The 24,412-nt window shown below is 72.0% G+C and carries 23 protein-coding genes; 15 read left to right on the plus strand and 8 right to left on the minus strand.

Annotated features, from left to right (window positions below):
* Positions 1 to 46: 46 nt before the first annotated feature.
* Positions 47 to 1,090, minus strand: a complete 1,044-nt coding sequence (locus ACFYZZ_RS02440; RefSeq protein ID WP_145880481.1) for a DUF2637 domain-containing protein — start codon at positions 1,088 to 1,090, stop codon at positions 47 to 49.
* Positions 1,091 to 1,524: 434 nt separating this feature from the next.
* Between ACFYZZ_RS02440 and ACFYZZ_RS02445 the strand changes: the two genes are divergently transcribed.
* Positions 1,525 to 2,280, plus strand: coding sequence for a GntR family transcriptional regulator (locus tag ACFYZZ_RS02445; RefSeq protein ID WP_389170470.1), 756 nt, complete (start codon positions 1,525 to 1,527; stop codon positions 2,278 to 2,280).
* 125 nt (positions 2,281 to 2,405) lie between these two features.
* Here ACFYZZ_RS02445 and ACFYZZ_RS02450 read toward each other — a convergent pair whose 3' ends face one another.
* Together ACFYZZ_RS02450 and ACFYZZ_RS02455 are read right to left on the minus strand one after the other, a co-directional pair.
* A complete protein-coding gene (locus tag ACFYZZ_RS02450) occupies positions 2,406 to 3,173 on the minus strand; it encodes a hypothetical protein (RefSeq protein WP_389170473.1) in 768 nt (255 codons plus the stop codon).
* Positions 3,174 to 3,339: 166 nt separating this feature from the next.
* Entirely contained in the window at positions 3,340 to 5,013 is a 1,674-nt protein-coding gene (locus ACFYZZ_RS02455) for a PucR family transcriptional regulator (protein ID WP_389170476.1), read from the minus strand.
* Between the two features lie 343 nt (positions 5,014 to 5,356).
* Between ACFYZZ_RS02455 and ACFYZZ_RS02460 the strand changes: the two genes are divergently transcribed.
* The 5 genes from ACFYZZ_RS02460 (at position 5,357) to ACFYZZ_RS02480 (ending at position 12,085) form a co-directional block, all read left to right on the plus strand.
* Positions 5,357 to 6,250 carry an FAD binding domain-containing protein gene (locus ACFYZZ_RS02460; protein WP_389170479.1) on the plus strand — a complete coding sequence of 298 codons (894 nt, stop codon included), beginning with the start codon at positions 5,357 to 5,359 and terminating at the stop codon, positions 6,248 to 6,250.
* Entirely contained in the window at positions 6,250 to 6,831 is a 582-nt protein-coding gene (locus tag ACFYZZ_RS02465; RefSeq protein ID WP_389170482.1) for a (2Fe-2S)-binding protein, read from the plus strand. The genes ACFYZZ_RS02460 and ACFYZZ_RS02465 overlap by 1 nt, the downstream gene beginning before the upstream one ends.
* Position 6,832: 1 nt before the next feature.
* Positions 6,833 to 9,217, plus strand: coding sequence for a xanthine dehydrogenase family protein molybdopterin-binding subunit (locus ACFYZZ_RS02470; RefSeq protein WP_389170485.1), 2,385 nt, complete (start codon positions 6,833 to 6,835; stop codon positions 9,215 to 9,217).
* A gap of 208 nt (positions 9,218 to 9,425) precedes the next feature.
* Complete coding sequence (locus ACFYZZ_RS02475) at positions 9,426 to 10,883, plus strand: NCS2 family permease (RefSeq protein ID WP_389170488.1); 1,458 nt, start codon at positions 9,426 to 9,428, stop codon at positions 10,881 to 10,883.
* A gap of 50 nt (positions 10,884 to 10,933) precedes the next feature.
* A complete protein-coding gene (locus ACFYZZ_RS02480; RefSeq protein WP_389170491.1) occupies positions 10,934 to 12,085 on the plus strand; it encodes an XdhC family protein in 1,152 nt (383 codons plus the stop codon).
* 28 nt (positions 12,086 to 12,113) lie between these two features.
* Here the strand turns inward: ACFYZZ_RS02480 and ACFYZZ_RS02485 are convergent, their stop codons facing one another.
* The 3 genes from ACFYZZ_RS02485 to ACFYZZ_RS02495 all read right to left on the minus strand — a co-directional run bounded on the left by ACFYZZ_RS02485 (position 12,114) and on the right by ACFYZZ_RS02495 (position 13,624).
* Positions 12,114 to 12,275 (minus strand): hypothetical protein, encoded by a 162-nt coding sequence (locus ACFYZZ_RS02485; RefSeq protein ID WP_389170493.1) that lies wholly within the window; start codon positions 12,273 to 12,275, stop codon positions 12,114 to 12,116.
* A gap of 75 nt (positions 12,276 to 12,350) precedes the next feature.
* Positions 12,351 to 12,476 carry a hypothetical protein gene (locus tag ACFYZZ_RS02490; protein WP_389170495.1) on the minus strand — a complete coding sequence of 42 codons (126 nt, stop codon included), beginning with the start codon at positions 12,474 to 12,476 and terminating at the stop codon, positions 12,351 to 12,353.
* Positions 12,477 to 12,958: 482 nt separating this feature from the next.
* Positions 12,959 to 13,624, minus strand: a complete 666-nt coding sequence (locus ACFYZZ_RS02495; protein ID WP_389170498.1) for a TetR/AcrR family transcriptional regulator — start codon at positions 13,622 to 13,624, stop codon at positions 12,959 to 12,961.
* Between the two features lie 57 nt (positions 13,625 to 13,681).
* On the opposite strand from ACFYZZ_RS02495, the gene ACFYZZ_RS02500 reads away from it, so the two are divergent.
* From ACFYZZ_RS02500 to ACFYZZ_RS02515, 4 genes are all read left to right on the plus strand, one after another.
* Complete coding sequence (locus ACFYZZ_RS02500; RefSeq protein ID WP_389170501.1) at positions 13,682 to 15,130, plus strand: MFS transporter; 1,449 nt, start codon at positions 13,682 to 13,684, stop codon at positions 15,128 to 15,130.
* A complete protein-coding gene (locus ACFYZZ_RS02505; protein WP_389170504.1) occupies positions 15,127 to 15,522 on the plus strand; it encodes a cupin in 396 nt (131 codons plus the stop codon). Before ACFYZZ_RS02500 ends, ACFYZZ_RS02505 begins: the two co-directional genes overlap by 4 nt.
* Positions 15,523 to 15,529: 7 nt before the next feature.
* On the plus strand, positions 15,530 to 15,715 hold the full coding sequence (locus tag ACFYZZ_RS02510) for a hypothetical protein (protein WP_389170507.1): 186 nt from the start codon (positions 15,530 to 15,532) through the stop codon (positions 15,713 to 15,715).
* A 269-nt stretch (positions 15,716 to 15,984) separates the two neighbouring features.
* Positions 15,985 to 16,542 (plus strand): GNAT family N-acetyltransferase, encoded by a 558-nt coding sequence (locus ACFYZZ_RS02515; RefSeq protein WP_389170510.1) that lies wholly within the window; start codon positions 15,985 to 15,987, stop codon positions 16,540 to 16,542.
* A gap of 13 nt (positions 16,543 to 16,555) precedes the next feature.
* Here ACFYZZ_RS02515 and ACFYZZ_RS02520 read toward each other — a convergent pair whose 3' ends face one another.
* Complete coding sequence (locus tag ACFYZZ_RS02520; protein WP_389170512.1) at positions 16,556 to 16,996, minus strand: SRPBCC family protein; 441 nt, start codon at positions 16,994 to 16,996, stop codon at positions 16,556 to 16,558.
* A gap of 193 nt (positions 16,997 to 17,189) precedes the next feature.
* On the opposite strand from ACFYZZ_RS02520, the gene ACFYZZ_RS02525 reads away from it, so the two are divergent.
* Positions 17,190 to 18,206 carry a DUF2278 family protein gene (locus ACFYZZ_RS02525; RefSeq protein WP_389170514.1) on the plus strand — a complete coding sequence of 339 codons (1,017 nt, stop codon included), beginning with the start codon at positions 17,190 to 17,192 and terminating at the stop codon, positions 18,204 to 18,206.
* Positions 18,207 to 18,242: 36 nt separating this feature from the next.
* Here ACFYZZ_RS02525 and ACFYZZ_RS02530 read toward each other — a convergent pair whose 3' ends face one another.
* Positions 18,243 to 19,010, minus strand: coding sequence for a polysaccharide deacetylase family protein (locus ACFYZZ_RS02530; protein WP_389171975.1), 768 nt, complete (start codon positions 19,008 to 19,010; stop codon positions 18,243 to 18,245).
* Positions 19,011 to 19,193: 183 nt separating this feature from the next.
* On the opposite strand from ACFYZZ_RS02530, the gene ACFYZZ_RS02535 reads away from it, so the two are divergent.
* From ACFYZZ_RS02535 to ACFYZZ_RS02550, 4 genes are all read left to right on the plus strand, one after another.
* A complete protein-coding gene (locus tag ACFYZZ_RS02535; protein WP_389170517.1) occupies positions 19,194 to 19,844 on the plus strand; it encodes a phosphoribosyltransferase in 651 nt (216 codons plus the stop codon).
* Between the two features lie 15 nt (positions 19,845 to 19,859).
* A complete protein-coding gene (locus ACFYZZ_RS02540; RefSeq protein ID WP_389170519.1) occupies positions 19,860 to 20,318 on the plus strand; it encodes a TIGR03668 family PPOX class F420-dependent oxidoreductase in 459 nt (152 codons plus the stop codon).
* Positions 20,319 to 20,481: 163 nt separating this feature from the next.
* The gene (locus tag ACFYZZ_RS02545) at positions 20,482 to 22,122 is read left to right on the plus strand and encodes a trypsin-like serine peptidase (RefSeq protein ID WP_389170522.1); all 1,641 of its coding nucleotides are present in this window, start codon (positions 20,482 to 20,484) and stop codon (positions 22,120 to 22,122) included.
* The gene (locus tag ACFYZZ_RS02550; RefSeq protein WP_389170525.1) at positions 22,119 to 24,392 is read left to right on the plus strand and encodes a tetratricopeptide repeat protein; all 2,274 of its coding nucleotides are present in this window, start codon (positions 22,119 to 22,121) and stop codon (positions 24,390 to 24,392) included. The genes ACFYZZ_RS02545 and ACFYZZ_RS02550 overlap by 4 nt, the downstream gene beginning before the upstream one ends.
* The last annotated feature ends 20 nt before the right edge of the window (positions 24,393 to 24,412 follow it).

Consider the following 24,412-nt stretch of genomic DNA (forward strand, 5'->3'; position numbering starts at 1 on the left):
CGCGTGGTCACGCCCCCGTCCCGTTCCGATCCGGAGTCCTGGCGTCCTAGCCGAACTGCTGTTCGAGATCCTTCAGCTTGCGCTCCAGCGAGTCCAGGCGCGGCAGGGCCATGGTGTCGTCCTCCGCGGTGAGGTCCACGGTGAGCGGCTCAGTGGCCTTGCGAACCGGCTGAAGGGACGGCCGAGAGCGTACGGGCAGCTGCTCCGGCGTCGATATGGCAGGCTCCGCGGTCGCCGACGCGGGCTCGCGCTCCAGCGCCTGGATCTCGACCTGCCGGCCGGCGGTGCGGCCGACGAAGCCGCGGTGGCCCCGGCTGATCGCCTTGAGCTGGGCGCGCTCCACCCGCTGCTGGTCGCGCCGGCGCTGCCGCGCCTGCTCCTTCTGCCGGGTGTCCTCGCGGACCTCCTCGACGGCCTCGTCAAGACTGCGCACGCCTTCGAGCAACATCAGCGACCAGGCCTTGTAAGTCTCGCGGGGGGCCCGCAGCCAGCGCACGATGCGGATCTGCGGCAGCGGACGCGGCACCAGGCCCTGCTCGCGCAGCGCGGCCCGGCGGGTCTGCTTCAGCGCGCGGTCGAACAGGACGGCCGCGGACAGCGACATGCCGGAGAAGAACTGCGGCGCGCCGTCGTGACCCACACCCCGGGGCGCGTGCACCCAGTTGAACCAAGCCGCGGCCGCTGCGAACATCCACACCAGTATCCGGGAGCCGAGCGCCGCGTCACCGTGGCTGGCCTCGCGCACCGCGAGGACGGAGCAGAACATCGCCGCGCCGTCCAGGCCGAACGGCACCAGGTACTGCCAGCCGCCGGTCAGGCCGAGGTTCTGCTCGCCGAAGCCGACCAGGCCGTGGAAGGAAAGTGCGGCCGCGACCGCCGCACAGCAGAAAAGAAGCACGTAGGAGGCCGTGCCGTAGATGGCCTCCTTGCGTCTGCGGCGCTCCTCGCTGCGCTCCCACGAGTCGTCCGCGCTCGCGTTCTCCCCGGAGGAGCGCTTGCCGCGCGCGAGCACCGCCACCGCCGCCAGCATGCCCAGGAGCAGTACGGCGCCCGGAAGCAACCAGTTCAGCGATATGTCGGTCAGTCTCATCAGGGGTCCCTTGCATTGGGATAGGGCGTAACGCCCGCCATAGTGGCCCACTCCCGACGGCCCTCAGGGGGTTTCGGGGCAAGAGGCCGCCAAGGAAGTGCAAGGGGATGCCCAGGGCGGCGTTCTGCTCGAACTGCCGCTTGAGGGGCGGGAGTTGAGTTCGAATAAGACTACCCGTACGGATGGTTCCGCGGAAAGTTCCCGTGGCAAGTGAGGGAGTTGTGAATTGCCCGTCCGGGGGCGGGGGGTCCGGATGCGGTGATCCTAGTGGACCCGGGAGGCTGCTCCGGACCAGAGCGGGATGATTAGGTAAGGCTAACCTTATCCTCCCTTCGGGGAGTTTGAACTGTCGCCTTGTGCGCCTATGGTGCTTGACGGACAAGTAACAAACCGCCGTTAATGACCCGAGTGCCGACCAGCCGGAGGAGGACCCCGTGAAGCAGGGCGTGCAGGGCTCCCCCCGGGTGCCTGCGCAGCAGCGCACGGTGAACGTGGACGTGGACGTGGCCCGGGAGCGGGGCACCGCCCTGCCGGGCGCGCGGGGCGAGCACACGCACTGTGAGCGGCCGATGCCGCAGCCGCGGGCGGTCGTGCAGCGCTCCTCGGTGCGCGGGCAGATCCTGGACGCGCTGCGTACGGCGCTGGTGGCGGGCGAGCTGAAGCCCGGCGAGGTCTACTCCGCACCGGTCCTCGGCGAACGCTTCGGCGTGTCGGCGACCCCCGTGCGGGAGGCCATGCAGCAGCTCGCGCTGGAGGGTGCCGTCGAGGTCGTGCCCAACCGTGGCTTCCGGGTCGTCGAGCGGGGTGCGCGCGAGCTGGCCGAGTTGGCCGAGGTGCGGGCGCTGATCGAGGTCCCGGTGATGCTGCGGCTGGCCCGCGCCGTTCCGGCCGAGCGGTGGGCCGAACTCCGGCCCCTCGCGGAGGAGACGGTACGCGCGGCGTCCTCCGGCTGCGCGGCGACGTACGCGGAGTCCGACCGGGCCTTTCACCGGGCCGTCCTGTCCCTGGCGGGCAACGAGCAGCTGGTCCAGATCGCGGAGGACCTGCACCGGCGGTCACAGGTACGGCACGGCGGGGCGGACCTGGTGGCGGACGCGGCGCAACACGCTGCGCTGCTTGACGCGTTGATCGCTCGGGATCTCGATGTCGTGCGCGTGCTGGTCGGGGAGCACTTCGCGGGCGCGAGCTGAGCGGGGTTTCGCCGTTGGGGTACGGGTTGTCTGCCGGGTGCGGCCCGGTGGGGGTTGGTCGCGCAGTTCCCCGCGCCCCTTAGGTACGTTGCGCTGACCGGCGGCGAGCCCGCACCCACCCTCCGCTAAGCCGTCGCAGCCCCCGGTGCCGGTGGAGTCAGCTGGCGGGCCAGCCACGTAGGGACACCGCCGAGCAACCGGAACAGCCGCCGGGCCTCCTCCCGCAGCCGTGAAGCCTCCGGCTCGGACTCCGCGTCCGCCAGCGACGCCAGCGCAGGGGCCGTACCCACCAGGTAGCCCAACTCCTCGCGGATGCGCAGTGATTCGGCGAAGCCGTGCCGCGCCTCCGCCAACTCGCCGTCACGCAGGGCGAGTCCGGCCAGGTGGCGCCAGGTGAAGGACAGGAGCAGCGGGTCGGCGTGCACCGTCGCACCCGCGTGGGCCCGGCGGTACGCGGCGCGGGCCGCCTGCGGGGAGCGGGCGAGGTTCTCGGCCAGCAGGCCCCGGCGGAAGTCCAGCAGGGCCCGGACCGCGGCCCCCGGAGGGATCAGCGCGGCCGCCCGTCCCAGCGCGGCCCGGGCTTCGTCCGCCCGGTCCCGTACCCCGTGCAGCGTGGCCGCGTAGGCGAGCTGGCCGCGTTCGCAGGCGGCCGCCCCCCGCTCCTCGTCGGTGTGCGCCTGCGCCTCGGCCGTACGCAGGGCGTCCTCCGCCTCCTCCCAGCCCCGCTCGGTGTACAGGCACCGTTCGACCAGCAGCGCGGCCCGCTGCAGGGTCGTGGCCGGTGTGTCCGCCGGGAGCAGCGCCGCCGCATCGGCCCAGCAGGCCCGCGAGCGCAGCCGCCATACCGCGGTCTGGAGAGGATCGTCACCGGCGGTCGTTCCGTTACCAGACATGGCGGAATGCGCCACGTTGCCCTCCCCGAGCACGCCATCGAGCTGTTGAGTGGTGGCGGCATTCCAGCACCAATGGCGGGGCCGGGCCAAGAGGGTGGGTGAAAGATTTCACAAAGTGGCGGGGCATTGGCGTGAGTTGGTTTGACCGCCCCGCGCCCGTCCGGCCTCAGCTCATGCGCAGTGCCAGGAAGAAGTCCAGCTTGTCCTCGAGGCGCGACAGGTCCCGTCCCGTCAACTGCTCGATGCGGCCCACCCGGTAGCGCAGCGTGTTGACGTGCAGGTGGAGCCGGGTGGCGCAGCGGGTCCAGGAGCCGTCGCACTCCAGGAACGCCTCCAGGGTCGGGATCAGTTCGGCGCGGTGGCGGCGGTCGTACTCCGTCAGGGGGTCCAGCAGGCGTGCCGTGAAGGCACGGCGGACGTCGTCCGGGACGAAGGGCAGCAGGAGGACGTGGGAGGCCAGTTCCTGGTGGCCGGCCGCGCAGACCCGGCCGGGACGGGCCGCGGCCACCCGGCGGGCGTGCCGGGCCTCCTCCAGGGCGCCGCGCAGCCCCTCAGCCGAGTGCACGGCGGCGCTGACACCGAGCGTGAGCCGCCCGTCGTCGTTCAGGCCCGCCGACAGCGGCTCCCGCACCGACTGCAGCAGCGCGTCGGCGAGCAGACCGGTCTCCGAGCCGTCGTGCTCGGTGGAGACCGCCGGGAGGGGGACCAGCGCGATCGCCTCGTCGCCGGTGTGTGCGACGGCGATGCGGTCCGAGGGCTCCGGGCCCGTGGCCATGGGGTCGACCAGGACCTCCTCCAGCAGCGACTGGGCGACCGGGCCGCCCTCGACCCCGTCGCCCTCCCACTCAACGCGGGCCACCACGACCTGCCAGTGCGGGGCCGCCCCGAGCCCGGGCAGCAGCACGGGTGCCGCCACCCGCAGGCGCGCGGCGATCTCGCCCGGTGCGGCGCCCGTCTGCACCAGCTCCAGCACCTCCTGGGCGAGCCGGCGACGCACCGTGCGCGCCGCGTCCCGGCGGTCCCGTTCGACGGCGATCAGCTGGGTGACGCCCTGGAGCAGGTCGAGGCGCTCCTCCGGCCAGTCCCCGGCGTCCGCCTCGACGGCCAGCAGCCAGTCCGACAGGACCGTCTCGCGCACGTCGCGGGCGGCCTGCGGGGAACGCCCGGAGGAGCGGATCGGGAACAGGGAGTAGCGGGTGCCGTCCAGCAGCAGCCGGTGCGGTCCGCGGCGGCCGGTGCGGGCGGCGGCCAGGTGCTCGGCGGCCAGCTTGGCGCAGGTCTCCGGCGGCAGCTCAGGGCCCGAGACCTTCGAGCCCGCGATCAGCCGGCCGGTGGGGGAGAGCACCCAGGCGCGCAGGTCCAGGTCGGAGCCGAGCAGGTCGAGGACCACGTCCGGGCCGCCGCCGGCCGGGCCCGAGGTCATCATCCGGCGGTGCCGGTCGACCACGGCCGCCAGGTCCCCGGCCCGCTCGCCGGAGACCTGCCGTACGACGTGCTCGGTGATGGTCGCGAACGCCACCGACTCGTGCACCGCGAACAGCGGCAGCCGGTGCCGGGCGCAGGCCAGCACCAGGTCGTCCGGCACATCGCCCAGCTCGGCCTCGCCGGCCGCGAGGGCCGCCACCCCGGCCTGCACCAGGATGCGCACGAAGGGTTCGGAGTCGTCGGCGTCCCGCCGCCAGGCCAGGCCCGTCAGCACCAGCTCGCCGCCGGAGAGATAGCGGCTCGGGTCGCGCAGGTCGGTGGTCATGACTCCGCGTACCGAGCGGTCCAGCTCGTCCTCGCCGCCGAGCAGCCGCAGGCCCAGCGCATCGGTGTCCAGAAGTGCGCGCAGCCGCATCTCGTCGCCGCCGTTCTTTGTCTCGAAACCTACGATGAATCTTGGATGGGTGACGGGGGAGGGACCCGACGCGGGGCGCACAGGCCGTTCTCCGGGGTCGTCGGGCCGTGTCCTGCGTTTCCCGAGGAAAACGGAGAGGTTACCGATGACCTCCGTTCATACGAATCTACAAGATGTCTCCCGTGGCCAGGCAACTCCTTCATGTTTTCGGTGACTGACCGGGTCGGAGTACGGGGCGGTGTACTGACTCCACTCCGCGTTAACAGGACATGAACGAGCCGGGCCCGCCGCACACGGATTGGCTCAATACGTACGACCCACGAGACGAAGAAGAGAGCCGGTCATGGACTTCCTTCGCCCCGCCAGCTGGGAGGAGGCGCTCGCCGCGAAGGCCGAGCACCCCACCGCTGTGCCGATTGCGGGTGGCACCGATGTGATGGTCGAGATCAACTTCGACCACCGCCGGCCCGAGTACCTGCTCGACCTGAACCGCATCGGCGACCTCACCGAGTGGGAGGTCGGCGAGGGCACCGTACGGCTGGGTGCCTCCGTCCCGTACACCCAGATCATGGAGAATCTCCGTGCCGAGCTGCCCGGCCTGGCGCTCGCCTCGCACACGGTCGCCTCCCCGCAGATCCGCAACCGCGGCGGCGTCGGCGGCAACCTCGGCACGGCCTCGCCCGCCGGTGACGCGCACCCCGCCCTCCTCGCGTCCGGCGCCGACGTCGAGGTGGAGTCGGCGGCCCGCGGCACCCGCCTGATCCCGATCGACGCGTTCTACACCGGCGTCAAGCGCAACGCGCTCCAGCCCGACGAGCTGATCCGCGCCGTCCACATCAAGAAGGCGGACGGCCCGCAGCAGTACTCCAAGGTCGGCACCCGCAACGCCATGGTCATCGCGGTGTGCGCCTTCGGTCTCGCCCTGCACCCCGAGACCCGTACGGTCCGGACCGGCATCGGCTCCGCCGCCCCGACCCCCGTGCGGGCCAAGGCCGCCGAGGACTTCCTGAACGCGGCTCTGGAAGAGGGCGGCTTCTGGGACAACGGAAAGATCATCACCCCGTCGGTCGCCAAGCAGTTCGCGGACCTGTGCTCGGCCGCCTGCAACCCGATCGACGACGTCCGGGGCACCGCGAGCTACCGCCGCCACGCGGTCGGCGTGATGGCCCGCCGGACGCTCACCTGGACCTGGGAGTCGTACCGCGGCGCCCGCCGCACCACCGAGGGAGCTGCGTAATGCGCGTCAACTTCACCGTCAACGGACGTCCGCAGGAAGCCGACGACGTCTGGGAGGGCGAGAGCCTGCTCTACGTCCTGCGCGAGCGCCTCGGCCTGCCCGGCTCCAAGAACGCCTGCGAGCAGGGTGAGTGCGGCTCCTGCACCGTCCGTCTGGACGGCGTCCCGGTCTGTTCCTGCCTGGTCGCGGCCGGCCAGGTCGAGGGCCGCGAGGTTGTGACCGTCGAGGGCCTCGCGGACTACGCCAAGCAGCGCGCCGAGGGCGGCTGCGCGAGTGGCGCCTGCGGTACGAGCCTCCAGGACGCACAGCAGTGGCAGGCCAAGAGCACCGACTCGCAGACCGGCGAGGGCACCCAACTCTCGCCCATCCAGCAGGCGTTCATCGACGCCGGCGCCGTCCAGTGCGGCTTCTGCACCCCGGGTCTGCTGGTCGCCGCCGACGAGATGCTGGAGAACAACCCGAACCCGTCCGACGCGGACATCCGCGAGGCGCTGTCGGGCAACCTGTGCCGCTGCACGGGCTACGAGAAGATCATGGACGCGGTCCGTCTGGCGGCTGCCCGCCAGTCCGAGGGGGTCTGACATGCCGACCAACGGCGCTCCTACGAAGATCACGCAGGGCACCCGGACCAAGGGCGGCATCGGCGAGTCCACGCTCCGCCCGGACGGCACCCTCAAGGTCACCGGCGAGTTCGCGTACTCGTCCGACATGTGGCACGAGGACATGCTCTGGGGCCAGATCCTGCGCTCCGCCGTCGCCCACGCCGAGATCGTGTCGATCGACACGGGCGAGGCCCTGGCCACGCCGGGCGTGTACGCGGTCATGACGTACGACGACCTGCCCACCGAGGTGAAGAACTACGGCCTGGAGATCCAGGACACCCCGGTCCTCGCCCACGGCAAGGTACGCCACCACGGCGAGCCGGTCGCGATCGTCGCTGCCGACCACCCGGAGACGGCTCGCCGCGCCGCCGCCAAGATCAAGGTCGAGTACCGGGAACTCCCGGTCATCACGGACGAGGCCTCCGCGACCGCCCCGGACGCGATCCTCGTCCACGAGAACCGCGACGACCACCACATCGGCCACGTCCCGCACCCGAACATCGTGCACCGCCAGCCGATCATCCGCGGCAACGCGGACGAGGCCGCGAAGCGAGCCGATGTCATCGTCAAGGGCGAGTACACCTTCGGCATGCAGGACCAGGCCTTCCTCGGCCCCGAGTCCGGCCTCGCCGTACCCGAGGAGGACGGCGGCGTCCACCTCTACATCGCCACCCAGTGGCTCCACTCCGACCTGCGCCAGATCGCGCCCGTCCTCGGCCTGCCCGAGGACAAGGTGCGCATGACGCTGGCCGGCGTGGGCGGCGCGTTCGGCGGCCGCGAGGACCTGTCGATGCAGATCCACGCCTGCCTGCTGGCGCTGCGCACCGGCAAGCCCGTCAAGATCGTCTACAACCGGTTCGAGTCCTTCTTCGGGCACGTCCACCGGCACCCGGCGAAGCTCTACTACGAGCACGGGGCCACGCGCGACGGCAAGTTGACGCACATGAAGTGCCGGATCGTCCTGGACGGCGGCGCCTACGCCTCCGCCTCCCCGGCGGTCGTCGGCAACGCCTCCTCCCTCTCCGTCGGCCCGTACGTCATCGACGACGTCGACATCGAGGCCATCGCCCTCTACACCAACAACCCGCCCTGCGGCGCCATGCGTGGCTTCGGCGCGGTCCAGGCGTGCTTCGCCTACGAGGCGCAGATGGACAAGCTGGCGAAGAAGCTGGGCATGGACCCGGTGGAGTTCCGGCAGCTGAACGCCATGGAGCAGGGGACCATCATGCCGACCGGGCAGCCGGTCGACTCCCCGGCCCCGGTCGCCGAACTGCTGCGCCGCGTCAAGGCGATGCCCATGCCGCCCGAGCGCCAGTGGGAGTCCAGCGAGGGCGCCGACGTACGGCAGCTGCCCGGCGGCCTGTCCAACACCACGCACGGCGAAGGCGTCGTACGCGGGGTCGGCTACGCGGTCGGCATCAAGAACGTCGGCTTCTCCGAGGGCTTCGACGACTACTCCACCGCCAAGGTGCGCATGGAGGTCATCGGCGGCGAGCCGGTCGCGACCGTGCACACCGCGATGGCGGAGGTCGGCCAGGGCGGAGTCACCGTCCACGCGCAGATCGCCCGCACCGAGCTGGGCGTCGCCCAGGTGACCATCCACCCGGCCGACACCCAGGTGGGCAGCGCCGGCTCGACCTCGGCCTCCCGGCAGACGTACGTCACCGGCGGCGCCGTGAAGAACGCCTGCGAGCTGGTCCGCGAGAAGGTCCTGGAGATCGGCCGCCGCAAGTTCGGCAGCTACCACCCCGCCTGGGCCACCGCCGAACTCCTGCTGGAGGGCGGCAAGGTCGTCACCGACGCCGGCGAGGTCCTCGGCGACCTGGTCGACGTCCTGGAGGGCGAGACCGTCGAGATCGAGGCGGAGTGGCGGCACCGGCCGACGGAGGCCTTCGACCTGCGCACCGGCCAGGGCGACGGACACGTCCAGTACTCCTTCGCCGCGCACCGTGCGGTCGTCGAGGTCGACACCGAACTCGGCCTGGTCAAGGTCATCGAACTGGCCTGCGCCCAGGACGTCGGCAAGGCCCTCAACCCGCTCTCCGTGATCGGCCAGATCCAGGGTGGCACCACCCAGGGCCTGGGCGTGGCGGTGATGGAGGAGATCATCGTCGACCCGAAGACGGCGAAGGTCAGGAACCCCTCCTTCACGGACTACCTGATCCCGACCATCCTCGACACGCCGACCATCCCGGTCGACGTCCTCGAACTCGCCGACGACCACGCCCCGTACGGGCTGCGCGGCATCGGCGAAGCCCCGACCCTGTCGTCCACCCCGGCCGTCCTCGCGGCGATCCGGAACGCGACCGGGCTGGAGCTCAACCGCACTCCGGTGCGGCCCGAGCACCTGACGGGGACCGCGTAACACCCCAGCTCTCCGGGCGGTGTGAGGGAACGTCACACACTCCGCCGCGCCGCCCGGAGGAACCCCTTTGAGTTCCGCACCGCTCGCGGTCCTTGAAGTACCAGGAAATTCGTTCGTCTCGGGCCGTCCCCCGGGTCGTCCATTCCCAAATCCCGTGACCGTCAGTGCGGTTGCACGGGTGCCCCTGTGAACCTTGGGAGATGGCACCATGACCCAGCAGTCAGTGGAGCCCAGGACCGCAGCCGACGACGCGGGCGATGGCAGCCGCGTCCCGGCCGGGCGTTCCTGGCTCGACCGGTACTTCCACATATCCAAGAGAGGGTCCACGGTCTCGACAGAGGTCCGCGGCGGCATCACCACCTTCATGGCGATGGCCTACATCCTCCTGCTCAACCCCCTCATCCTGTCCGGCAAGGACGCGGCGGGGGACACGCTCGGCCAGAAGGCGCTGATCACCGCGACCGCGTTCGCGGCGGCCTTCACCACGCTGCTGATGGGATTCGTCGGCAAGGTGCCGCTCGCCCTCGCCGCCGGCCTCTCCGTCTCCGGCGTCCTGTCCTCGCAGGTCGCCCCCGAGATGACCTGGCCGCAGGCCATGGGCATGTGCGTGATGTACGGCGTCGTCATCATGCTGCTGGTCGTCACCGGCCTGCGCGAGATGATCATGAACGCGATCCCGCTGGCGCTCAAGCACGGCATCACGATGGGCATCGGCCTCTTCATCGCCCTCATCGGTTTCTACAAGGCCGGCTTCGTGCACCAGGGTGCGCACACCCCCGTCACCCTCGGCCCCGCGGGCGAACTCGCCGGCTGGCCCGTGCTGCTCTTCGCCGGCACCCTGCTGCTGATCTTCATGCTGCAGGCCCGGAACATCCCCGGCGCCATCCTCATCGGCATCATCTCCGGCACGATCGTCGCCGCGGTCCTCAACGCCGCCGGCGTCATCGCCCCCAAGCAGTGGGCGAACGGCGCCCCCGAACTGCACGGCAGCGCGGTCTCGATGCCCGACTTCTCGCTCTTCGGGCACGTCGAGTTCGGCGGCTGGGGCAAGGTCGGCGCGATGACCGTCGGCATGATCGTCTTCACGCTGGTGCTCGCCGGGTTCTTCGACGCGATGGCCACCATCATCGGCGTCGGCACCGAGGCCAAGCTGGCCGACGACAAGGGCCGTATGCCGGGCCTGTCCAAGGCGCTGTTCATCGACGGCGCCGGCGGTGCGATCGGTGGTGTGGCGGGCGGCTCCGGCCAGACGGTGTTCATCGAGTCGGCGACCGGCGTCGGCGAGGGCGCCCGCACGGGTCTGGCCTCCGTCGTCACGAGCCTGTTCTTCGCGGCCTGTCTCTTCTTCACCCCGGTCACCGCGATCGTCCCGCAGGAGGTCGCCTCCGCCGCCCTGGTCGTCATCGGCGCCATGATGCTGATGAACGCCCGGCACGTGGACTGGGCCGACCGCGCCACTGCGATCCCGGTCTTCCTGACCGTCGTCCTGATGCCGTTCACGTACACCATCACCACCGGTGTCGCCGCGGGCGTCATCTCCTACGTGGCCATCAAGACCGCCCAGGGCAAGGCCCGCGAGATCGGCGCCTTCATGTGGGGTCTGACGGTCATCTTCCTGATCTACTTCGCACTGCATCCGATCGAGGGCTGGCTGGGCGTGCACTAGCCGGCCTGCCGAACGCCCCTTCCACGCAACCCCGTTAAGGAGACCGAGAGATGCTGGACATCGCCGAGGAGCTGAACCGGTGGGTCGAGCAGGGCCGTGACTTCGCCGTCGCCACCGTGGTGGCCGTCGGCGGCAGCGCCCCGCGCCAGCCCGGCGCCGCCCTCGCGGTGGACGCCGACGGCACGGCGATCGGCTCGGTCTCCGGCGGGTGCGTGGAGGGCGCGGTGTACGAGCTGTGCCAACAGGCGCTCGACGACGGGGAAACCGTCCTCGAACGCTTCGGGTACAGCGACGAGGACGCCTTCGCCGTCGGCCTGACCTGTGGTGGCGTCATCGACATCCTCGTCACACCGGTCCGGGCGGACGGTCCCGCCCGGCCGGTGCTCGCGGCCGCGCTGGCCGCCGCCGCCCTCGGAGAGGCGGCGGCGGTCGCGCGAGTCGCGTCGGGCCCGGCCGAACTGCTCGGCCGGGCCCTGCTGGTCCGCCCCGACGGCTCCTACGACGGCGGCTTCGGCGCCCACCCCGAACTGGACCGCACGGTCGCCGCCGAGGCCGGTGCCTTCCTGGACGCGGGCCGCACCGGCACCCTGGAGATCGGCGAACAGGGCTCCCGTTGCGGCGCCCCGCTCACCCTCCTGGTCGAGTCGTCGGTCCCCGCACCCCGCATGATCGTCTTCGGCGCCATCGACTTCGCCTCCGCCCTGGTCCGCGTCGGCAAGTTCCTGAACTACCACGTCACGGTGTGCGACGCCCGCCCGGTGTTCGCCACCCGCACCCGCTTCCCGGAGGCCGACGAGATCGTCGTCGAATGGCCCCACACGTACCTGGAGCGCACCGAGGTCGACGGCCGCACCGTCCTGTGCGTCCTCACCCACGACGCCAAGTTCGACGTACCGCTGCTCGAACTGGCCCTGCGCCTGCCAGTCGCCTACATCGGCGCGATGGGCTCCCGCCGCACCCACCTCGACCGCAACGAGCGCCTGCGCGAGGTCGGCGTCACCGAACTCGAACTGGCCCGCCTGCGCTCCCCGATCGGCCTCGACCTCGGCGCCCGTACGCCCGAGGAGACGGCACTCTCCATCGCCGCGGAGATCGTCGCAGGCCGGCGCGGAGGCAGCGGGATCTCGCTGACCGGAGCGCACACCCCGATCCACCACGACACGACGTCGCTGCCGGCCGGGCGGATCGGGTCGGTGGCCTGAGCGGCGCGGCGGAGCCCGGCGGACGGGCTCAGTCGCGCACGCCGTCGCCCAGGATCTGCCGGGCGACCTGCCGCCGCGCGTCGGTGAGTTCCGTGGTGACGGCGTGCGCCCGGTCGCCATCGGAGGTGATCGCCGCGGGTGCGGGCGCGCCGGCGAGCCCGATTATGGCGACTGTTGTTTCACTGTCCACGGCGAAGCATTGTGTCCCCCTGGCATGGCGCGGCCCCGGCCGGCGAGCTGCCGACCGGGGCCGCGGGGATTGCTGTCAGGGCTTGGGCGGGACGATGAACCCCCGCACCGGCCTGGGTTCCGGGGCACGCGAGTCCGGCTGCTGCGCGCGCTTCCACGCCGCCACCAGCTCCGCGTACCGCGGGTCGATCCACCTTGACATTGCGTCACCTCCGCCGTCAGCCTACGGGGGGCTCCGGCTTCGGCATGGGACGGATGGTGCACTCCGGCGCGTGCTGGCAGTTCGCCGCCACGGACACGAGCGTCTCGTCGGACGGCAGCCCCCACAGCTCCGGGTCCGTCCGTCTCCCACCCGAGTTCGGCGATCTTCTCGCGGGTCCGCTCCAGGATCGGCGGGTCGTAGTTCGTCGGGTCCCAGCCCGGGTGGTGGTGGACGAAGTCGCCGCCGAGCCGCTGGCACAGTTCCGCGTACATGGCGGTGTGCAGCGCGGGCATCGCCCGCCATTTCGTTCCGTTGTCGACCAGGTAGCGGATCGCGTCCAGCATCGCGCGGTGGCAATACGCCTCGGGCTGCCCGCCCCGACCCCGCAACCGACCCGGCACCGGCAGCAGCGGGAGCCTATCGGACGCCTCGTCACAGGAGTGTGTGGTTGCTGGTGGGCGACGTGGTGGCGGTGGTGTTCGTTACCGGGTGGCGAGGCCGTCCACCAGGGCTCGGAGCCCGTCCGAGTATGTGTCCTGGGCGGTCAGCGCCTCCCATCGGTCGGCGACTTGTGCCAACCGGGGAACCTCGTCGGGGTCGAGGTCGGCGAAGACGCTCTCTCGGTAGATGGGCCGGTCGTCGTCCGCGCGTCGCCGGGCCGCTGCCGCCCGGACCATGATCTCTCCGGCTGTGTAGTACCAGATCGCGCGGTAGCCGTGGACGGCTTGGTCGGGGGTCAGCCCGCAGTCGACCAGCCCGTCCACGATCTGCTCGACGAACCACAGCGCGGTCTTGGACAGCAGGTCGTCAGCGGTCAGCACCGTCACGATCCAGGGGCAGGCGGCCAGTACCCCGTGGATCGCCTCCGCGGCGACGATGATGCGCTCGCGGGGTTGGGCGGGCAGTTCGGGCCGGCGCAGTGTCCGTGTCGCGTAGTCGTCCAGCAGCAGCACGAGCAGTTCGTCCTTGTTGCGGACGTGATGGTAGAGCGCCATGGGCGTACTGCCGATCTCCGCGGCCAGCCGACGCATCGTCAGCCGGTCCACGCCTTCCTCGTCCAGGATCCGGAGGGCCGTTCCGATGATCTCCTCGCGGGAGATCCGGGGAGGTCGGCCGGGAGTCTTGCGCGGTGCGGGCGGTTGCGGCATGCCCCCATCATCCCCTGGGTGTCGACAGCGGGGTGCAGCAGGCGTTAATTTTCTTACATGTACAGAAACTTACGGGGGCGCCCCGGAACCGTGCTGGCCGCGGCTGCCGTCGCACAGTTCGTCGTCGCCCTGGACATGGCAGTGGTCAACGTCGCGCTGCCCACGATCCGCATCGCACTGGGATTCACCCCACTCGGCCTCTCCTGGGTCGTGCACATCTACGCGCTCACACTCGGCGGACTTCTGCTGCTGGGAGGCCGGGCCTGCGACCTCTACGGCCGGCGTCGGCTCTTCGTGCTGGGCCTGGCGGTCTTCGGGCTGTGCTCACTGTCGGGCGGGCTGGCCCAGGCGCCCTGGCAACTGGTCGCCGCCCGGGCCGGCCAGGGTCTGGGTGCCGCCGCAGCCGCTCCAGCCGCGCTGGCCATGCTGACCGCGACGTTCCCCGAGGGCCCTCGGCGCACCCGGGCGCTCGGGGTGTGGAGCGCGGTGAACGCCTCGGGCGGCGCACTGGGTGTGCTCGCCGGCGGGCTGCTGACGCAGTACGCAGGCTGGCGGTGGGTCATGCTGATCAACCTGCCCATCGTCGTAGCGGCTCTCGCGCTGGTCCCCGCAGGCGTGCCCGCCGACGCGCCTCCCACCCGGCGCAGGGATCCGGATGTGCTCGGCGCCGTCCTGGCGACCGGCGGAACCGGCCTGCTGGTGTTCGGCGTTGTGCGCACCGACACCGTCGGGTGGACCTCCCCGGCCACGCTGGTGGCCCTCGCCGCCTCGGCCGTACTGCTGGCAGCCTTCGTCGTCACCGAATCCAGGACCCCCGCACCGCTGTTGCGCCTCGGGCTGCTGCGCAGCCGGTGGGTCGCCGGCGCCAACGCGCTGGTGTTCCTCGCGGCGGCCGGGCAGTTCACCGCCTTCTACTTCGTGTCCCTGTACCTGCAACAGGTCCTCGGCATGGGCGCCGCTGCCACCGGCACCGCATTCCTGCCCTTCTCCGCAGGCCTGATCGCGGGCACCGTCGCCGCGACCCGCATCACCTCCTCCCGCTCCCCGCGCGCAGCCCTGGTGCCCGGCGCTCTGCTGGCCGCCGCAGGGCTGGCCTGGTTCGCCACCATCAGACCGGACGGCGGCTACCTCACCGACGTACTCGGCCCGTCCCTCCTCACCAGCATCGGCACCGGACTGGTCCTGGCTCCGGTCGCCGCCGCCGCGACCGCAGGCGTCACCCCCCGCGAGGCCGGCATGGCCGCAGGAGTCTTCAACAGCTCCCGCCAACTCGGCGGCTGCGTGGGCCTGGCCGTCCTCGCGACCGTCGCGGCGCACCGCACCGGCGCGGCCACCAGTCCCGCCGCACTGAACGACGGCTACGCCCTGGGGCTGGCGGTCACCGCAGCGCTCTTCCTGCTCGCCGCGGTCGTGGCGATCGCTGTACTGCCCCGCCACCGCGCTGCGACAACCACCCCGCAGGCCGCCACCCTCACAGAGAATCAACCGGAAGGCACACCGTCATGACGACGACACCTGTCGACCTGTTCGCCTCGGCACTGTTGTTCCACCCCGACGGCGACGTCCGAGCCGCCGAACGCCGCATGACGAGCAGCGCCTTGGGCGCATGGCAGATGGCGACCTTCCACGTGGAGACAGAAGCCGACGTCCACGCCGACCACTGGGAAATGCACCCGGAGGCGGACGAGGCGGTGTGCTGCGTGACAGGCGGTGCGCGGCTCTACTTCCGTCCCACCGGACCCGGCGAATCCAGCGAGGCGGTGCAGTTGCCGGCGGGCGCCGCCGTGATCGTTCCCCGCGGCCGCTGGCACCGCCTGGAACTGGACGCTCCGAGCGACCTCATATCGATCACCCTTCGCCACGGCACCCGCCTCGAAAAGCGCACGGACACCCACTGACCGAAGTGTGGCCCGGCAGACCCTGCTGCCGGGCCACCACCCGCTGCCCGGTGCTCACGGCAGCTGCGTCGAGGCGCTGGCGGCCGTGCGGCCAACGGACCCGAGCAGTGCGGAGTCTCACCACGCCGCGATCACCCAGTCGGGCCTTCATTCGATCGGCAACGCCTTTGATCGGTACGACAACGGCTTCTGAAGCGCGTCTGGGCCCGGTGTCTGGCCGAAGTCACTCAGGTTCGGTGTTCTCTCACCCAATCGGCTGAGGTCGGCGAGTGGATGAATGGGTCTCGCAGGAGGCGGGAGGCTTCCCCTAGTCCTGACGGTGCATCAAGGTCGAATCACTGGGCATCTTCGGTTTCATCGTGGCCGGCGGGTGTCCACGGTGGGGGCAGTCTCGGGGGCGAACTCCCGACGGCACCGGCCCTCGCCTTTCCGGGCAGCCGCGCCCGGATCTACGATCTTGACATGAATGACGGGGGCACGACATTCGAAGAGCTGCAGACCGCCCGGCTGTCACTACGACGCCCGGCCGAAGCCGACATCGACGCGATCTTCGCCGTGCACAGTGATCCTGAGACGTGCTCCCACAACCCGTCCGACGCGCTCACCCGGTTCGAGGAAGCGGAGGCGCTCTACCGGCGCTGGGACGACCAGTGGCGGCGGCACGGATACGGGTACTGGGTCGTCCGGCGCCACGGTTGTGACCAGCAGCTCGGGTTCTGCGGAGTCAAGCCCATGGAGCTGCACGGGGAGCGGGTCCTGAACCTCTTCTACCGCTTCGCCCCCTCGGCTTGGGGCCAGGGCTTCGCCGGTGAGGCCGCCGGCGCGGTCACCGGCTGGGCGTCCCGGCACATGCCCGGCCTCCCGCTGATCGCACGCATACGGCCGGCGAACACCGCCTCCCAGCGCGTGGCCCTGCGCGCCGGACTCGGCCGGGCACAGCATCTCGACACAGAGGGATACGACGGCTTCGACTGGATCTACGTCGCACAACCGGAGCACTGGGCCACGAAGGGCCGCTGAGAGCGAAGCTCGCTCACGCCCGTCTGAGGAGCCTGTTCACCGCCCGTCCGAACACCGCGCGTGACGTTCGCTCCACCACGCCGTCGAAGAAACGGGGAAGGAGGCGGACCCGCAGTTCCTCCCGCCACACCACCCGGGCACGGCCCCCGGGTCCGGGCCGGACCTCGATCTCCACCCAGCCCAGGACGATCCGCCCGCGCTTCTCCAGCCTGCACAGCCCGGGCTCGTCGTCCACCGGCGGATGCCAGACCGTCACTTCCATGGGATCGTTGAAGGAGAGGGGCCCGAGGCCCGAACGGGCCACGAAGCGTGTGCCCTCCCGGGTCGGCGCGGGCGTGACCACGGTGATCCGGGTCAGCGGGACCACGTCACCGTGGCGGGGCCACTCCGTGAGCCGGCGCCACGCCTCGTCGAGGGGGAGCGGCACCGTGCGTTCGAATGAGAAGAAGGGCACGGCACGATCGTAGGGAATCGTCGCCCGCCACCTGCACCTTCGCGCCCGGCTCCGCTCCATCGCACAGCCGGGTGTCCGTGAGGAGTCGTATCCGGTAACAGTCGGTGCGAGGGGCCTGACAACGACCGCCACGCGTCTACGCTTCCTGCCATGGGCCGGGCAACCTGCCCGCACGCAGGGGGAGTTGATCCACATGCCACTGAAGACCTACGGCGTTCTCATCGCGCGGGCCATAGACACCCGGCGCGAGGGGGCACTGGAAACTCCGCACTACCAGATCCATCTCACCGACGACCAGGGCACCCACTACCGCGCTGCGGTCAACGTGCTCTCCCAGCAGCGGCCCGCCGAGCTGCTGTACCTGGTGGCCGACGACTTCCGGCACCCGGTGACCGCCCGTCTGGAGGGCCTGTCCGGCGGCTGGAACCCGCTGCCGCCCGGCCCCGGCGGCCCGAACCTGGACTTCGTGCGCGGCAACCTGTTCGACCCGGCCGGCCTGCGCACGCTGCCGCCGGAGGCCGCGGGCCCCGACAACGACCTCGCGGACCTCCTCGACCACTATGTGCAGCGCGCGATCGACGACCCGGACGCGCGCCTGTACCTCTTCGGTGCCCGCTTCGGCCCCGAACCGAAGGTCAAGGACAAGGTGTTCGGCTTCCTGCCCGGCAACGGCGTCCATGACATCCACATGAACCAGGGCAACAGCGGCCGCTTCATGGGCGACGACGGCGTCTGGCAGGACGGTGGACTGCTCCTGCACTTCCCCGGCCAGTCCCGCTGGGTCGCGATCTTCCTCGCCTTCCAGAGCCAGTCCTGGCACACCGACGACACCACCGGCCGCCCCCTCGACGGCGTCGACGGCACCAGGCCGGAGCCCGGCACGCGGCCCGTGCGGATCGTGGCGGCGCTCGTCAACCCTAAGGGCCCCGCCCCCGAGGCGGAGACCGTGACCCTCCTCAACGCCTCGCCCGACCCGGTCGATCTGACCGGCTGGCGCCTCGTCGCCCGCCTGGGCGGCCAGGGCACACAAGTGCCCGCCACGGCCCCCCTCACGCCGGGCGCCTGGCTCAACGTCCCCCTCACCGACGGCACCCAACTCGGCAACCACGGTGGCGAGATCACCCTCCTCGACGCGGAGGGCCTCAAGGTGCACGGAGTCTCGTACACCGCCGAACAGGCCACGCTCGAAGGCTGGTCCGTGGTGTTCTGAGCCGTGACGCCCCTTCCCGGCCCGCCGCCCGGCGGGTCAGGGCCGGTACACCTTCCCCGGTTCGGCCTTGCCGGGGGCCAGGAGCTGAGGGACCGTCACGAAGACGTACCCGCGCTGCTTCAGGGCGTCGATGATGCCGGGCACCGCGGGCACGGTGCCCTGGTAGATGTCGTGCAGCAGGATGATCCCGTCCCGGGACGCCTGCGCGAGGACCCGCTCGGTGATCAGCGCGGAGTCGTTGGTCGTGTAGTCCTTCGCGGTGACGCTCCACAGCACCTCGGCGAGGCCCAGCTGCTTGGCGATCTTGTGCACGTTCGCGTCCGTGCGGCCCTGCGGCGGGCGCATCAGCGTGGGCTTGTGCCCGGTGAGCCGCTCTATCGCGTCGTTGGGCCGCTTCAGCTCCTCGCGTATCTGCGCGTCGGAGATCCGGGTGAGGATCTTGTGGTCCCAGGTGTGGCTCGCCACCTCGTGGCCCTCGGCGGCCATCCGCTTGACCAGCTCCGGGTACTTCTCGATGTGCCGCTTGCCGAGCAGGAAGAAGGTCGCCGGGACCTTCTTCTCCTTGAGGATGTCCAGCAGTCGCGTCGAGTTCTCGCTGGGTCCGGCGTCGAAGGTGAGCGCGATGCACTTGGCCTCGCGGCAGTCGACGGACCCGAAGTGGGCCGGCGCCCCGTGCGCCGCCTCGGCCCGCGCCGTGCTCGGCGCGGTCGTGTCGACCTCCGCGCAGCCGGACAGGGTCAGCGCCAGGCAGGCGGCGGCCGACGTGAGCGCGGACAGACGCAACCTTCGGCCGCCTGTGCGCATCTTCTTGGTCGTGTGCTGCCGGACCGGGTTCGTCTCGGTCAAAGTCGAAAAAGGCATGCCGGAACTATACACTCCGTGTATAGTTCGCGCGTTCGAATTCGTGAGTGTTTTCCGACGCCAGGTCCGGCCGCCGTAGCACCATGGAGGTACGGGGGGAGAGGACCCCGGCGAGAGGACGGGCCCATGTACTACCGGGACCGCGCCGAGGCCGGACGGAAACTCGCCGGCCTGCTGAGGGACCTGCGCGACAGGGGCGACCTTCCCGACCCCGTCGTCCTGGCCCTGCCCCGCGGCGGTATCGCGGTCGCCGCGCCCGTCGCCCGTGCCCTCGACGCCCCGCTCGACGTGCTCGTCGTACGCAAGATCGGCGCCCCGCACCACGCGGAGTTCGCCGTCGGTGCCCTCGCCGCCGGCGACCCGCCCCTCTTCGACTCGGACACCCTCGACCGCCTGGGCCTGACCGAGGAGCGCCTCGCCCCGACCGTCGAGCGGGAACGGGCCGAGCTGGCCCGGCGGGAGCAGCGCTACCGCGGCGACCGCCCGCCCCCCGAACTCAAGGGCCGTACCGTGATCATCGTGGATGACGGCCTGGCCACCGGTGCCACCGCCCGCGCCGCCCTGCGCCACGTATGGCGCCGGGCCCCGGCCCGGGTCGTGCTGGCCGTCCCGGTCGGCGCCCCGGACTCCCTCGCCCTGCTCGAGGACGAGGCCGACATGATCGTGTGCCCGCGCCGGCCGGCCGGGTTCGGCTCCGTCGGACAGTGGTACGCCGACTTCGGGCAGCTGACCGACGCGGACGTGCTCGACGTGCTCGACGCACTGCACGCGCGCTGAACACCGGGAGCGAGGATGCCCGCACTGAACGCGGCGGAGGCGCGGCGCCGGTTCACCGCCGCCCGGGTCGCCCGGCTGGCCACGGTCGACGCGGCGGGCCGCCCGCACCAGGTGCCGGTGGTCTTCGCCCGGCACACCCTCGGCGGCACCGACCGGCTCGTGACCGCCGTCGACCACAAACCCAAGACCACCGCCCGCCTCAAGCGGCTGCGCAACATCGCCGCACACCCGGCCGTGTGCCTGCTCGCGGACGCCTACGACGAGAACTGGGACCAGCTGTGGTGGGTCCGCGCCGACGGCGAGGCCAGCGTCCTGCCGCCCGACGCGCCCGACCCGGCCGTACGCGAAGCCCACGAGACCGCCGTACGACTGCTGCGCGAGAAGTATCCGCAGTACCGCGACCACCCGCTGCACGGGCCGGTGATCGCCGTCAGCGTGCGGAGTTGGACCGGGTGGGAGGCCCGCGCGCGGTGACGCCGGACCCGGCGGGACATCCGGTGCGGACGCCCGCATCCCGCCCGTCCGCGACAACCCCGTGCACACCAGTAGTACCGGAGGGGCACGCGGAGTAACCTCTCGTGACATGACGCGCACGGGGGAGCGAGCCGTCAAGTCGCGGTTAAGGACGCCACCTTGGGTGGCTCGCATCGAAGAGCAGGACGGACGGGTGCTTGGCGCGGGGGTGCTCCTCGCCCCCGACCGCGTGCTCACCGCGGCCCATGTCGTCCGGCCCGGCCGGCCCTACGTCGTCCACTTCGTCGGCGTGCCCGGCGTACCGGGCGTGGCCGCAACGGTCCGGGCGGACGAGCATGTGCCGCAGCGGGAGGACGCCTTCGGCGACCGCATCGGAGATTTGGCCCTGCTGCGGCTGGCGCAGCCGCTGCCCGCCGAACACACCACCCGGCTCTACCGGCTGGCCTCGCCGCACGGACCGGTGAGCATGTACGGCTTCCCGGCCGGCGACGACGGCGGCCGCTGGCACGGCGCCACCCTCGTCGCCGCCCGCGGCCGGGACCACCAGGTGCAGCTGCGCCCGCAGACCCAGGGTGAGCTGGCCGCCCCGGGCTTCAGCGGCGGGGGAGTGGTCGACCACGAGACCGACGAGGTCATCGGGATCGTCCTCAGCGTCGACGAGGGCCCGGGCTCCGTCTTCAGCTACATGAGCCCCACCGAGACCATCCTGAGCCATCTGCCGCAGGCCGCCGCCTGGAGCGAGGGCGCCGAGGCCGTCGACCCGACGCTGCGCCCCGGTGCGACGGGCACCGCCGGCCGGCTCGACGTGCCGTTCGCCACCGAACTCGCCTCCTGGTTCCGGGGCGAGGGCTGGCCGGTGCTCGTCACCGTCGTCCCCGCCCGCAGCGGCCGCGCCTGGACCCTCACCCGCGCCGTCACCCTGGCCGACCGGGAGCTGCGCACCCAGCAGAACACCAGCGCCTTCAGCCACGACCCACCCGAGACCGTACCGCCGGCCGGCGGCCACGATCTCGCCCTGGACGTCAAGGGACTGACGGTCCATCAGGTAATGGACCGGATCGCCGGGCGACTGGGCATCCGCGGCGACCCGAGGCCGGAGCGGCTCGGCGCCCTGCGCGTGCCGCTCGCCGCCGTCCTGGTCGGCGTCGACCAGGCCGCCGAACCCGACGCCCTGCTCGGCCTGCTGGACCGGCTCGCTCAACAAGGGGCCCGGCTGCTCCTGGTCTTCCGCCGCCGGGGCGGCCGCGCGGCCCAGGCTGCCGAATCCTTTGTCCAGCGTCCGCTGCGCCACCGCTGGACCCGGCTGCACCGCGAACTCGACCACATCGTCGATGAGTTGGGGCCCGCGCTCGACGAGCGCCGGGACCGCGTGGCGGCCGACCCCGGCACCCGGCAGCTGCTGGACCAGGCCGAGGCCGGCGTACGGCGCACCCGGATGCTGCTCGCCTGGGTCGCCCACACCCCCGAGCGGGAGCGGGAACCCCGCCACGCCGACCTGCTGTTCACCTTCGAGGACGCCGCCGAGCGCCGCCGCCAGCGCCTGGAACAGGCGGTCTCGGTCCTCGACGACCGGCTGCGCCGCCGCGAGGAACTCCTCGGCCGGGTCACCGCCGAGTGGCCGCTGTGCCGGGAACGGGCCGCGGCCCAGGGCGGTGACCGGGTCATGGAGGCCTACCGGCTCTATGAACGCGCCCTGTCGCTGCTGCGGCAGAGCCCCTGCGACGTGGACGAGGCGGAGACCGCCGCCCGGCGCTTCGTCGGCTTCTGCTCCGGAACGGCACCCGGAAGGGAGGGCACCCCATGACCTCGTGCATCCGGCCCGGCTGCGCGGGCCACATCATGGGCACCGGCTACTGCGACACCTGCGGACACCGGCACCTGGAGCCACGGACCGAGCCGCGGTCCGAATCGCGGTCCGAGCCACCGTCCCCGCCGCCCGGCACCGGCGCCGAGGAACCGCCCGGCCCGCAGCCCGTCCACGCCGTCGCCGGAGTCGGCGAACTCGACCAGCACGGACTGGTCCTGCTGCCCGACGTCCCCGCCCCCGAGGGCGGGCTGGTCGAGGACCCCCGGCCGCCCACCGGCGGCCGCCGTTGCGGCGCGAACGGCTGCACGATGATCGTCGGCATCGGCTACGGCGGCCAGCCCGCCCCGGTCAAGGGCCGATGTCCCCGCTGCGGCACCCCCTACTCCTTCCTGCCCCAGCTGGACAAGGGCGACCTGGTCGCCGGCCACTACCGGATCCTCGGCTGCCTGGCCCGCGGCGGCCTCGGCTGGATCCACCTCGCCGAGGACACCAGCGCCGACGGCCACCGCGTCGTCCTCAAAGGGCTGATCGACGTCCACGACGCGCTCGCCCGCCGCAACGCCGTCGAAGAGCGCCGCTCGCTCACCGGTCTGCACCACCCCGACATCGTCCGCATCATCACCTACGTCGAGCACCAGGCCCCCGGCAGCTCGCCCACCGGCTACCTGGTCATGGACTACATCGGCGGCCGCTCCCTGCAGCAGCTCTTCGACGCCGACGACGCCGAGCGCGTCTTCCAGGGCCGACCCCGCCTCGACCACGTCCTCACCTACGGCTGCAAGATCCTCGGCGCCCTGCAGTACATGCACGAACGCGGGCTGCTCTACTGCGACATGAAGCCCGCCAACGTCATCCACTTCGGGCGGGCGATCAAGGTCATCGACCTCGGCGCGGTCCGCGCGATCGGCGACCGCGGCTCCGCCTACGTCTACACCGCGAGCTTCGCCCCGCCCAAGGAGGAGGTCGACAGCCGAGGCTGGCACGTCGACAGCGACCTCTACACCGTCGGCATGACCCTGCAGGCCCTCGCCCGGGGCACCGAAGCGGCCCGCGGTCTCGCCCCCGACTCCTTCCGCCGCCTCATCGACCGCGCCACCCACGCCGAACCCCGCGCCCGGTTCCGCTCGGCCGCCGAGATGTCCCGCCAGCTCTGGGAGGTCCTGCGCGAGTTCCGCTCGCTGCAGTTCGGCGAGCAACTGCCCGAGAGCAGCACCCGGTTCCGCGCCACCGAGGCCAGCCTCGACGCCGGACTCGGCGCGATCCCCTCCCTGGACCACTGGACCGGTCGGCCCGGTGCACACCCCGCCGATCTCGACGTCTCCCCGCCCGCGGCCGCCGAGGTCGCCGGCGCCCTGCCGGAACCAGTCCCCGACCCCGACGACGGCGCCGCCCTGCTGCTCGACACCTTCCCGCCCGACGCCCCCGACCGGGTCGCCCGGCAGTGGCCCCGCGAATCCCGCCTCGGCACCCCCGAAACCGCGCTGTGGCTGTGCCGCGCCTATCTGAGACAGGGCGCGCAGGGCGAGGCCCAGAGCTGGCTGGCCGAGGCCGAGACCCTGCTCGGCGAGCGCGCCGCCGCCTACGACTGGCGCATCGCCTGGCACCGCGGCGTGCTCCACCTGAGCAAGGCCGAGGTACGGCAGGCCGGCAGCTGCTTCGAGGCCGTCTACCGGGCGCTGCCCGGCGAGTACGTGCCCAAACTGGCCCTCGGGTACTGCGCCGAACACGGCGGTGAGCAGCGCACGGCCCGGGCCATGCGGTTCTACGAGGCCGTGTGGGCCCGGGACTTCGCCCACACCGCCGCCGCGTTCGGGCTGGCCCGCGGCCACCTGGCCACGGGGGACCGGGACGCGGCCGTACGCGTCCTCGACGACGTGCCCGCCACCTCCCGTCACTACGACGCCGCCCGCATCGCGGCCGTGCGTGTCCGCGCCGGTGTCCTGCACGGCCGGGCCCCGTCGGTGGCCGATCTGCGGGACGCGGACCGCCGGCTGCCCGAGCTGCACCTGGACGGCGGCGCCGCCGTCGGCGAGTCGCGGGCCCGGCTGGTCGCCGAGGTCCGGGAGAACGTCCTGCACTGCCGCCCGAAGCCGGGCTGGGGACCTCAGTTCCCGGCCGGCGACCTGCTCGGAGCCGGCGGCGAGGACGCCCTGCGCACGCTGCTGGAGCAGTCCTTCCGGCAACTGGCCGCACAGGCGCGCACAGCGGGCGAACACGGCCGGCTGCTCGACCTGGCCCACGCCGTGCGGCCGATGAGCAGATTCTGAGAACGCGGACGACATCGGGG

Source organism: Streptomyces sp. NPDC001816 (genome assembly GCF_042892235.1).
Lineage (GTDB): Bacteria > Actinomycetota > Actinomycetes > Streptomycetales > Streptomycetaceae > Streptomyces.

Excerpts from the sequence above, each read along its gene's own strand:
- ACFYZZ_RS02440 (WP_145880481.1), bottom strand. The coding sequence starts at position 1,090 with ATGAGACTGACCGACATATCGCTGAACTGGTTGCTTCCGGGCGCCGTA.
- ACFYZZ_RS02450 (WP_389170473.1), bottom strand. The coding sequence starts at position 3,173 with ATGTCTGGTAACGGAACGACCGCCGGTGACGATCCTCTCCAGACCGCG.
- ACFYZZ_RS02455 (WP_389170476.1), bottom strand. The coding sequence starts at position 5,013 with ATGCGGCTGCGCGCACTTCTGGACACCGATGCGCTGGGCCTGCGGCTG.
- ACFYZZ_RS02460 (WP_389170479.1), top strand. The coding sequence starts at position 5,357 with ATGGACTTCCTTCGCCCCGCCAGCTGGGAGGAGGCGCTCGCCGCGAAG.
- ACFYZZ_RS02465 (WP_389170482.1), top strand. The coding sequence starts at position 6,250 with ATGCGCGTCAACTTCACCGTCAACGGACGTCCGCAGGAAGCCGACGAC.
- ACFYZZ_RS02470 (WP_389170485.1), top strand. The coding sequence starts at position 6,833 with ATGCCGACCAACGGCGCTCCTACGAAGATCACGCAGGGCACCCGGACC.
- ACFYZZ_RS02475 (WP_389170488.1), top strand. The coding sequence starts at position 9,426 with ATGACCCAGCAGTCAGTGGAGCCCAGGACCGCAGCCGACGACGCGGGC.
- ACFYZZ_RS02480 (WP_389170491.1), top strand. The coding sequence starts at position 10,934 with ATGCTGGACATCGCCGAGGAGCTGAACCGGTGGGTCGAGCAGGGCCGT.
- ACFYZZ_RS02490 (WP_389170495.1), bottom strand. The coding sequence starts at position 12,476 with ATGTCAAGGTGGATCGACCCGCGGTACGCGGAGCTGGTGGCGGCGTGG.
- ACFYZZ_RS02495 (WP_389170498.1), bottom strand. The coding sequence starts at position 13,624 with ATGCCGCAACCGCCCGCACCGCGCAAGACTCCCGGCCGACCTCCCCGG.
- ACFYZZ_RS02500 (WP_389170501.1), top strand. The coding sequence starts at position 13,682 with ATGTACAGAAACTTACGGGGGCGCCCCGGAACCGTGCTGGCCGCGGCT.
- ACFYZZ_RS02505 (WP_389170504.1), top strand. The coding sequence starts at position 15,127 with ATGACGACGACACCTGTCGACCTGTTCGCCTCGGCACTGTTGTTCCAC.
- ACFYZZ_RS02515 (WP_389170510.1), top strand. The coding sequence starts at position 15,985 with ATGAATGACGGGGGCACGACATTCGAAGAGCTGCAGACCGCCCGGCTG.
- ACFYZZ_RS02525 (WP_389170514.1), top strand. The coding sequence starts at position 17,190 with ATGCCACTGAAGACCTACGGCGTTCTCATCGCGCGGGCCATAGACACC.
- ACFYZZ_RS02530 (WP_389171975.1), bottom strand. The coding sequence starts at position 19,010 with ATGCGCACAGGCGGCCGAAGGTTGCGTCTGTCCGCGCTCACGTCGGCC.
- ACFYZZ_RS02535 (WP_389170517.1), top strand. The coding sequence starts at position 19,194 with ATGTACTACCGGGACCGCGCCGAGGCCGGACGGAAACTCGCCGGCCTG.
- ACFYZZ_RS02540 (WP_389170519.1), top strand. The coding sequence starts at position 19,860 with ATGCCCGCACTGAACGCGGCGGAGGCGCGGCGCCGGTTCACCGCCGCC.
- ACFYZZ_RS02550 (WP_389170525.1), top strand. The coding sequence starts at position 22,119 with ATGACCTCGTGCATCCGGCCCGGCTGCGCGGGCCACATCATGGGCACC.